10 protein-coding genes are annotated in these 6,261 nt (G+C 64.0%); 7 read left to right on the top strand and 3 right to left on the bottom strand.

The window, feature by feature from the left end; translation table 11 throughout:
• Positions 1 to 78 precede the first annotated feature (78 nt).
• On the bottom strand, positions 79 to 1,716 hold the full coding sequence (locus NR810_RS51885; protein WP_257463605.1) for a serine/threonine protein kinase: 1,638 nt from the start codon (positions 1,714 to 1,716) through the stop codon (positions 79 to 81).
• A gap of 236 nt (positions 1,717 to 1,952) precedes the next feature.
• Here NR810_RS51885 and NR810_RS51880 point away from each other — a divergent pair, with 236 nt between their 5' ends.
• From NR810_RS51880 to NR810_RS51855, 6 genes are all read left to right on the top strand, one after another.
• The gene (locus NR810_RS51880) at positions 1,953 to 2,114 is read left to right on the top strand and encodes a hypothetical protein (protein ID WP_257463604.1); all 162 of its coding nucleotides are present in this window, start codon (positions 1,953 to 1,955) and stop codon (positions 2,112 to 2,114) included.
• The gene (locus NR810_RS51875) at positions 2,104 to 3,042 is read left to right on the top strand and encodes a hypothetical protein (protein ID WP_257463603.1); all 939 of its coding nucleotides are present in this window, start codon (positions 2,104 to 2,106) and stop codon (positions 3,040 to 3,042) included. The genes NR810_RS51880 and NR810_RS51875 overlap by 11 nt, the downstream gene beginning before the upstream one ends.
• Entirely contained in the window at positions 3,039 to 3,590 is a 552-nt protein-coding gene (locus NR810_RS51870; RefSeq protein WP_257463602.1) for a hypothetical protein, read from the top strand. The genes NR810_RS51875 and NR810_RS51870 overlap by 4 nt, the downstream gene beginning before the upstream one ends.
• A complete protein-coding gene (locus NR810_RS51865) occupies positions 3,577 to 4,203 on the top strand; it encodes a hypothetical protein (protein ID WP_257463601.1) in 627 nt (208 codons plus the stop codon). The genes NR810_RS51870 and NR810_RS51865 overlap by 14 nt, the downstream gene beginning before the upstream one ends.
• An 88-nt stretch (positions 4,204 to 4,291) precedes the next feature.
• On the top strand, positions 4,292 to 4,597 hold the full coding sequence (locus NR810_RS51860) for a hypothetical protein (RefSeq protein ID WP_257463600.1): 306 nt from the start codon (positions 4,292 to 4,294) through the stop codon (positions 4,595 to 4,597).
• A 196-nt stretch (positions 4,598 to 4,793) separates the two neighbouring features.
• Complete coding sequence (locus NR810_RS51855; RefSeq protein WP_257463599.1) at positions 4,794 to 5,114, top strand: hypothetical protein; 321 nt, start codon at positions 4,794 to 4,796, stop codon at positions 5,112 to 5,114.
• A 119-nt stretch (positions 5,115 to 5,233) separates the two neighbouring features.
• On the opposite strand, the gene NR810_RS51850 is transcribed toward NR810_RS51855, so the two are convergent.
• Entirely contained in the window at positions 5,234 to 5,620 is a 387-nt protein-coding gene (locus tag NR810_RS51850; RefSeq protein WP_257463598.1) for a protein kinase domain-containing protein, read from the bottom strand.
• A gap of 24 nt (positions 5,621 to 5,644) precedes the next feature.
• Here NR810_RS51850 and NR810_RS51845 point away from each other — a divergent pair, with 24 nt between their 5' ends.
• Complete coding sequence (locus tag NR810_RS51845; protein WP_257463597.1) at positions 5,645 to 5,824, top strand: site-specific integrase; 180 nt, start codon at positions 5,645 to 5,647, stop codon at positions 5,822 to 5,824.
• Positions 5,825 to 6,080: 256 nt separating this feature from the next.
• Here the strand turns inward: NR810_RS51845 and NR810_RS51840 are convergent.
• Positions 6,081 to 6,261 (bottom strand): hypothetical protein (locus NR810_RS51840; protein ID WP_257463596.1); only part of this gene is annotated, 181 nt, incomplete at its 5' end.

Below are 6,261 nucleotides of genomic sequence, written 5' to 3'. Positions count from 1 at the left end.
ACCTGCTGGTCATTGAGGCGTGGCTTGCGCATGACCGCAGAAGTAATAGCGCCCGTCCTACTTTTCGCACCACTCAGCCTACACACCGCTCCCTTGCTCCCCTGCTAAAATGAGGGGATGGCTCAGGTCCCCAACGGGAATGCCGAGCTGACCAGTCATGGTCTCGACAGCACCGGCCGGGCACGCTTGGGGTGCGGGCTCCTTGCGAACCTGGGCACCGGCACAGGCCATGTTGGCGGCGGCGGCCGCGGCGAGCAGCACGTTGGCCCCGGTAGAGCCGTTGCCTTTCTTCTCCCGCTCCGCCTGTGAGCCAGGGGCCTTCTTCTTCATGCGAGTCGTTCCCGAGCTGAGCGTCATGGTGGTGACGGGCGCAGAGGTGTCGGCCTTCGAGGGCGCTGCGCCTGCGTCAGCTTCGGGCGGCTTCCAGGGTGGCGCTATTTCATGAACGCGCGTGACCCATGGCATCGAGCCAGTCAGGGAGAACCCTTCAGGCTGGGTCGGTGTGAGGCTCGGCTGGCCTGGAATCGGTGTGGAAGGCGGCGGCTGGAGCTGGCCGAGAACATGGCCCAGCCCCAACCCCACCCCCGCGAGTCCCACCACGGCGACGAGGAGGACCGGAACGGCCCGCCTCACCCGGGTACGAAGCGTGGGGAGGGTCTTCGTGGCGGGCGGCTCGGATGGGTCGAGGACTACGACGGGAGGAGCGGGCGGCTCGCCCCGCTTGGGCTTTTGCCGGATCCACCGGCGCAGCCACGCCTGGGGATCGTCGCCCATCAGTTCCGGCGCGTCCTCGGTGGTGCGCCCGTCCACCGTCCAGCCGTAGCACAGGGTCATGTCCCAGCGAGGATCCGTCTTCGCCTCCTCCCGTAGCTTCTCCAGCGCCTCGCACAACGACTCGGCGTTCGGCACGCGGGCGTGCGGCTCCCTGGCCAGCAGGTGCAGGCACAGGTCACTCAACGCCCGGGGTACGCGGGAGTTGCGCACGTGCGGGGGTTTGGGGCCGCCCTCCAGAATCTCCCCCAACAGCTCGTCGTCCGGGCCATCGAAGGGGTACACGTCGGTGATGAGCACGTAGAGGATGACGCCCAGCGCGTACAGCTCGTCCGTCAACGCGTACTCGTAGCGCTCCCCCTGCTTGCGCTCCTGGCGCAGGAAGAAAGCCACCGACTCGGGGCTGCGGTAGTGGAGGTTGGCCGGGGCCAGGGCTCCGGTGACGCGAGGAGCGCCCGGCATGGTGCCCGCGCCGAAGTCCACCAGCACCGGCTCTCCATCCGTCTCGCGCACCAGCACGTTGTCGCCCTTCAAGTCCCGATGCAGCACCTCCTCGGCGTGAATCGCCTTAAACGCCCGGGCGAGCGGCAGCAGCTTCTCCACCAGCTCGCGGGCGCACGGATTGTTGTCCCGGGCCCACTGGTAGAGCGTCACTCCCGGCACGTACTCCATGACGAGCACCAGGTACTCGGGCTTCTCCTCCGGCCACTTGAAGTGACTGAGCAGCTTCACCACGTTGGGGAACTCGTGGCGGAGCATGATGAACAGCTCGCGCCAACCCCACTCCCCTACGCTCTCCAGGTGGATGAACTTGAGCGCGCACGGGCCGCCATCGCGCCACGCGAGGTACACCTTGCCGAAGCCCCCAGCACCCAGCCTCTTGTCGACGCGGTAGCCGCCCACCACCATGTCCGGCTGCACCACGTCCTCCAGCGGGGTCTTCACGGTGCTCCTCCAGCGGCGACACCGGACAGTGACGCTTGAAGTCCGGTCATGTGGTCAACCTCGGGAGTGGGTAGGCTACCAGATGGAGCGATACAACTTCCCGATGAACTTCACCCGCTGGAGAGGAGTGAGGAGTACGGACCCTACGAGGCGAGGCGACTTCCGCCTGCGTTGTCCATGTTGTCCAGCGCTGTCGGGGCACCCGATAGAATGGGAGTCACCCATCGGAGGCGCTGATGACATCCACTCTGCTGGTGCTACTGCTCCTCTCTCAGGCGGAAGGGCCCGACAACCCACCCGATGGGGTCGACCTGGCGCACCTGGACCCGGCGCCGGACGGGATGCTGCGCCCGGGCGCCTTCGCATCCCTGGGCCTGGGAGTGGACCATGCCCGCTGAGATGCCGCGGAAGTGGGTGGCCCTGGTGCTTGGAGCCGTCGTGCTATCCACCGGCTGCATCACGGTGACTCCACCCGCGGGACGCGGTGCACTCCTGGACCGCAACTCACGTGCCACGCCTGGGCTGGCAGTCGAGATACGTGGTGACGCCCAGCACGCGGCCACGGGCTCGAATGCACCAACTCGGCTGCTCCGCCGCCGGGGTGAGCGCGTACAGGGCACGGAGATGGCCATGGTGAGCCCGGCCGAAATGGCCGTGCGCGCGGTGGTCAGCGGGGCCAGGCAGGCGGACGCCTTCGAGTACCTGCTGCTGCTCGCGGGCCTGGACAACGTCAACGACGAGCCCCCGCGACGCGCTCCCCTCACGCCCCAGGAGGCGGCCCGGGTGCTGGCGGTGCTGTTGAACAAGCCCGTGACGCTGGGTTCGTTCCCGCCGCGCATGGCCGTCTGCCACCTGCTGCGTGAGGTGCTGGAGGGAGGGGAAGTCTCCCGCGAGGAGCTGCTGCGCCGGGTGGATCGATTCAAGACGGTGGCCGTGCTGCGACCGGACGGCTACCTGGCCTGGACGCTCAACGGACGCACCCAGCAGAAGGTGGGCCCGGTGGAGTGGAAGGAGGAAGCCTTTCGCGCTGGAGCCTTCGAGCTGGGCCGTTTCTACACCGTCAGCGGTTGGGTCTTCCGGCAGGCAGATGCGCAACTGCGCCCCATCATGGAAGGGCCCGGGCTGGCCGAGGTGTACGACGACGCCGACTACACATCGGCCGCTCGCTGGATGGCGCGGAGGAGGCTTTCGTCGAGCTGTACCATGCCATGGGCCAGCTGCTCACGCGCCCGCTGGACAGCATCGCGGCGCTGCAACACCTCCCGGCGGGAGTGGCGGCCCTCATTGCCTCCTCGCCGGAGTACCTCGATCGCTTCCGGTACATGACTCGCGGCGAGCAGGTGAAGGCGCTCTCAAAGCTGACGACCAACCTCATCGTCACGTTCGGCACGGCTGGGGGCACGACAAGCACACTGACGAGGACGTTGGGCGGGTTGGAGGCCACCGTGCCGGTGCTGTCCCTCTCGGCCGAGGGGCTGCTGGCGGTAAGGACGGTGGCGGTGTCAGCGGGCACAGTGACGACCACGCTGGAGGCGGGCGTGGGCACCATCTCCATCCTCCACATGGCCAGCAAGGATGACCAGCCCCCGGGGAGTAAAACCAAGAATCCCTATTTGAGCCTGACGAGAGCGCAACTCGAAAAGTCAAGAAGAAGCTTCATCAAGCTGGTCGAGGAACATGAGAAGAAGCTGCTGGAGTACCGTACCGCTCCCTTCGCCAACGATAATCTTGGAAAGCTCAAGAACCAGCCTCCTGAAATTCAACGGAAGATCATTTCGGGACGAATTGAAGAAGTGGAGGAGCAATTGATGAAGCAGCGTGGGGAGCTGAGAAAAGTCGAAGAAGCGCTGCGGGCGTTGAATGGGGGCGATTGAGCGTATGCAAATTCGTTTACAACAGCTGGTTCTGGCCCTGACGAGGCTCGTCGAGGGGTATCAGCAGCTTGGCATCGACGTCCTGACAATCGACGACATGGACCGTTATTGGGTTGTCAGATCCCCGGAGTGGACCGAGTTCCACCAGGAGCCCAAGCTGTCCGTGGGCTCTCTCCTGGAGGACTGGGCAGGACTTCAGCGGGTGCTCCAGGGCGGCACGCCCACTGCGGTTGGTTTCGAGCGTCTGGGAGCCGTGATTCGTGTCGTCTCCGACCGCATCCTCGAGCCTTCCACCTCGACCCCTGGGGCGAGCAATTCCGTGCGCATCGACATCCATTTGCGGCAACTCCCCCTCCTGCTGACAAGACTCGTCGAGAACTTCCAGCAGGCAGGCGTCAGCGCCCTGGAGATCGACGACATGGATTATTATTGGGTAGTCGAGCCCCCGGAGTGGACCGACTTCCAGAAGGAGCCGTCGCTCTGCGTGGGCTCTCTCATCGATGATTGGGCGGAGCTCCAGCGGGTGCTGGAGGGAGGCATCGTCACCACGGTGGATTTCAACCGTCTGGGGGCGATGCTCCGTGCCGTCTCCGAGCGTCTCGGTCGGCAGTGAAACCGCCAGGCTCGGACTCGGAGGCTTCTTTCGGTCGAGTCAAGTCTCGTCGAAGGACGATGTAGTTCACCAAATGAGGCATGAGGCCATGGGAATCAACACGAGCTTGGACATGAGCTTGATTGTCCAGCTGCGCAAAATGGCCGCAGCAGGCCATGGAGTATGTGAAATGATGCGTTGGCTGCTCGAATATTTGTCGCTCGATGCGTCCAAAGGAAGAATCAAGACCATCGCATACCCGCAGAAAGCATTCTGCCTATCTCTGGGAGATGCTGCTGCTACTGGCGCATGGCACGTCTTTCCTGGTGGAACCTGGTCGGACGAGGAGTGTGAACAGCTCCTGCTGCCTCGAATCCGTGCGACCAGGAATCAATGGATGTCAACGCATTCGTGACGTGGCGAAATGGGATGAGGCGATTCGGGTCATCAATGTTTTCCATCAAGAGAGGGGGATTGAATGGTCGTATTTCAGTGTGAGTGGCTCGATGAGCAGATGGGCTCAGAGCGTTCAGGATTCGATCTGGGGCACATGACTTTTTCGGGGGGAAAAAGGAATTTGCACATCGCGTGGAAAGAGCCCAGACCAGGCAATGATGCTGGCCATTGCCATTACGGATCTTCTCTACGGACTGGAGACGCTGTTGAGGGGGGAGCGGTCTGAGTATAGGTTCGTCGGAACGGACTCCTCTTTTTCCGTTTGGCTCAAGAAGTCCAAGCAGGGGCGTATCTCAGCTCGTTGCGGAACGACAGAGCTTGGCGAAGCCGAGTCCACAGTTCTCTGTAAATCGATTCTACATGGCGTTGAGACATTCTTTGCCCAACCCGGAAATGAGCTTCCAGTGAACGACCCTGTCCGCGAGGACCTCTTGTCCTCTGTTCAGAGCTTCAAACGTTGTCTCCACGAGGGGTGAAAACGGCCTGCGTTCCATGGAATCCAGAACCATTTTCATAACTGAGCAGGCCATAACATGGCGACCTGAAGGAATCCTGCATCTTCCCTGGACTGAGAATCGCCTTCACCATGAGGGCGTTACGCCGAGTGCCAAACGGCAGCCGGCTGGTGAGGAGCCAGTAGAACGTGACGCCCCAGCGCCCACAGCTCGTCCGAAACGCGGGACTTGTAAGTGACGGGCTCTCCTACGTTCTCACCGAGGAAGCGCCACGCTTCCGGGCTCACGTATTCCTGCGTCCCTGGCGGTAGCAGGCCAGCACCGAGTAGCGTCGTGGCCTCAAGCACGTTTCCGATACCGAAGTCCACCAGCACGAACTCCCCATTGCGCGAGCGAATGAGGATGTTGTCGCGCTTCACATTACGGTGCAGAACGTTCTTGCGGTGCACCGCACCGAGCGTACGCGCCAGCGTCAGCATGAGACCTGCGCACCTGCCTTCGAAGAAGCGGAGCAACTGGAGGCGCACGCGGAGCCCGGCCGGTGGAAGGCGATGATCTCCCTGGCCCTCAACACCGGCCCGCGCATCGGCGAGCTGGCAGCCCTGTCCTGGGACTACGTGGACCAGGCCTCCGGGAGGCTGCTGGTGAAGCGCAACGTCCTCCTCCGGGGTCACCTCGGCACCCCGAAGGGTGGGCGCGAGCGGGAAGTACCGCCAAAGAGCGGGCACTGAATGCCCTGCGGGAGTACCTGCGGCGCATCGACTCACCCTGGGTGTTCCCCCTGCGGGACGGCGGCTTCATCCGCAATCCCCAGCACACCTGCGCGGAGACCATCCTCCGGAACGCGGAGCGGGCGGGCATTCGGCCCATCGCCTGGCACACACTGCGCCACACCTTCGCCAGCCCTCGCCATGCGTGGGGTGCCGCTCAAGGCCATCCAGGAGCTGATGGGGCACGCCACAATCGATATGACGATGCGCTCCCACCTCAGCCCGGACGTGAAAGAAGGACGCGGTGCGAGCCCTCGATGTGCGCCCCAACGGTAGAGTCGACGGGAGGCGCGGTGCCGCTCGGGCTCGTCGGCGCCTGCTGCGAAGGTCCGCTCTCGCTCGCCTTCTCGCCGAGTCTCACCCACGGTCCGTTTCCTCCACGCCGCTCATCGAACCGG

The organism is Archangium lipolyticum, from assembly GCF_024623785.1.
Taxonomy (GTDB): Bacteria; Myxococcota; Myxococcia; order Myxococcales; family Myxococcaceae; genus Archangium; species Archangium lipolyticum.
Note: the sequence above shows the minus strand (reverse complement) of the source record. Positions and strands in the feature narration are given on the sequence as shown.